Here is a 2,337-nt window from a genome sequence, read left to right as displayed (position 1 = left end):
CCGGGTCCCCCGGTGCAGATCCGTGGGGACGTGAAGGCCGGCGAACTCGGCGGCGCTGCCCACCTCGACGTCCAGGCCGCGCTGGAGAGCGTGGCGCGGGCGCTCACGCCGTACGTCGAGGTGCGCAGCGCCGCCGAGTTCGCCGGCCTTCACGTCCCCACGGATCTGCACCGGGGCACCGCGCCGCTCCTGGCCCAGGTGGACCGTCGCGGAGTGCTCCCCGTCCGGCAGCACCACCTCGACCGTCACCGCGCCGATCACCGCCTCCCCGGTGTCGAGCCGGTCCATCTGCCGCTCGAAGCTCCGCTCGGCCAGCAGCCCGGCGGACACCTTCTCGCCCAGGTGCCGGTGCACCGCCTCCAGCGCACTCTGCAGCCGGGTGACGACGTCCTCCCCCGCGGCCACCACCTTGTCCGGGTCGGAGGACTCCATGAGGTCGCCCAGCGCCCGGTAGGCCAGCGCCATCTGCCAGGCCGCGGTGGCGATCGGCGCCGGGTTCTCCGTCACCATCGACGGCAGCACCTTGTCCTGGGCGTCGATCCCGATCCGGCGCACCGGGCCGGGCGTCAGCGCCTGGAACGCCGGCTGCACCCGCCGGTGCCCCTCGGCCCCGCTCACCGCTGGCCCGCCTTGGCACGGGAGGCGATGTAGTCGATCAGGGTGTCCGGCCGGTGCGGGGCCCACTCGCCGCTCTGGGCGGGTGGGGCGTACTCGCGGCCCTGCCCGGCGAACACCTCGGCCAGCACGGTGTGCAGCGCCTCCGGGGAGGCGAGCAGCGGCACCGGGAGCTTCTCCCAGTCGTCGTCTCCGTTCACCTCGCTGAACTCGTTGATCAGCGGGGCCCAGTGCCAGCCGTCCTTGTCGTCCCAGCTGACGGTGATCCCCCACGGCCACGCCTCGACCAGCGGCGGCACCATCGCGGGCGTCAGCTCGTCGCCGTGGACGTCGAGGGTGGCCGGGATCAGCCGGTCGCCCATCTCCCTGGTCTCGGCCCTGGTGGCCTCGCGGGGCTCGGTGCGGCGGAACCACAACTGGATGACCAGCAGGCCCGTGTCGGTGCGGTCGGTGATCCACTCCTCCGGGGCCCGCCAGCCGTTCGGGCCGTCGATGTGGGCGACGGCTTCGGCGTACGCGGCCTGCGGCCGGCGGTGCTCCTCGACGCTGCTCACAGGGCGGCCTCCGCCTTGTCGTTGGCCCGCTCCATCAGCCACACGATCCGGCCGATCTCGTGCAGTCCGCTGTGGAGCTCCAGCCGGTTGGCGCCGGAGAGCCGGACCACCCGGGTCTCCAGGCCCTCCTCGATGAGCTCGATGGTCTGGTAGGCGTCGGTCGAGGTCAGCCGGACCGTCAGCCTGCGGCCCTTGGCCATGAGCAGCTCCGCCGTCAGCGAGCCGACCACGGTCAGCCCCTCCTCCAGGCAGCTGTCGATCAGCCCGCGGTGCCGGGCCTCCAGCTCGTCGGCGGGCACCGCCTCGACCAGGTGCTCGCGCATGTGCCCGGCCGCCCGGTGGAGGTGGTCGAGCGTGAACTCGCCCTCCGCGAGGTGGTCGATCGGGACCTCGGCCCGCATCACGCTGTGGAGGCCACCGAGGCTGATGCCCATGTGAGCGCCCGACTCGGAGAGCTGGTCCCGGCCGCCCTTCAACCTCGCGGAGGGGCCGAACACCTCGCTGGCGTGCTGGGCCACGTCGCGCACCTGCTTCGGGTCCACCGGCGCGGCCGGCTGGAGCATCCCCCCGCGCGTCGCGTTGGTCTCGTAGGTCGTCATCGTCGTCTCCCCTTCGTCGGTGATGGTGCTGGTGGTCAGTCGGTCAGTGGCACGGGCTGCAACTGGAGCTCACCAGCTACCACGGTGAGCTCGGCCTGGCCCTCGATCTGCGGCCGGTCCGGCCCGGCCTGGTCGGCCTCGGGCTCCGTCTCGACCGCCTTGCGGACCTTCGCCGCCGTCTTCGCGCCGAGCGTCCCGAGGATCCGGTCGAGCTGCTTCTGCTGCCGGTCGTGGATCGCGGTGATCTCGTCCTGCCGCTTCCGCTCCTCGTAGGCCCGCTGCTTGCACCCGGCCTTGCAGTACCGGGGCGCCGGGCCGGACTTCTTCGGCGCGGCGAACGGCGTCCCGCACCAGACGCAGATCCGGAGCTGGGCGGTCGGCTTGGGCTGCGGGGTCTCCGCCGGCTGCTGTTCCTCCGCCATCACAGGCCCACGCTGAACGCGGTGAGAGCCGCGTCGGTGCCGGTGCCCCTGCTGGCCTTGATCACCGCGACCATGTACCGGCCGTACGCCTCCTCCCGCTCGGCCGTCAGCTGGATCCGCTCCTGGCCCGCCCCGGCCCGGACGATG

4 protein-coding genes are annotated in these 2,337 nt (G+C 73.1%); all 4 read right to left on the bottom strand.

The genetic code is table 11. The annotated features are described in order from the left end of the window. Positions 1-618, bottom strand: a 618-nt coding sequence (locus ABD323_RS40465; protein WP_344447110.1) for a hypothetical protein, incomplete at its 3' end; no start/stop codon positions are given. Then, positions 615-1,169, bottom strand: a complete 555-nt coding sequence (locus tag ABD323_RS40460; RefSeq protein ID WP_184925994.1) for a hypothetical protein — start codon at positions 1,167-1,169, stop codon at positions 615-617. The genes ABD323_RS40465 and ABD323_RS40460, both read right to left, overlap by 4 nt. After that, a complete protein-coding gene (locus ABD323_RS40455; RefSeq protein ID WP_184925992.1) occupies positions 1,166-1,768 on the bottom strand; it encodes a hypothetical protein in 603 nt (200 codons plus the stop codon). The genes ABD323_RS40460 and ABD323_RS40455 overlap by 4 nt, the downstream gene beginning before the upstream one ends. A gap of 35 nt (positions 1,769-1,803) precedes the next feature. Beyond that, on the bottom strand, positions 1,804-2,193 hold the full coding sequence (locus ABD323_RS40450) for a hypothetical protein (RefSeq protein ID WP_344447109.1): 390 nt from the start codon (positions 2,191-2,193) through the stop codon (positions 1,804-1,806). Positions 2,194-2,337: the final 144 nt, after the last annotated feature.

This window comes from Kitasatospora nipponensis (assembly GCF_039528135.1).
GTDB lineage: Bacteria > Actinomycetota > Actinomycetes > Streptomycetales > Streptomycetaceae > Kitasatospora > Kitasatospora nipponensis.
The sequence above is the reverse complement of the archived record's forward strand: the minus strand, read 5'-3'. Positions and strand labels throughout refer to the sequence as shown.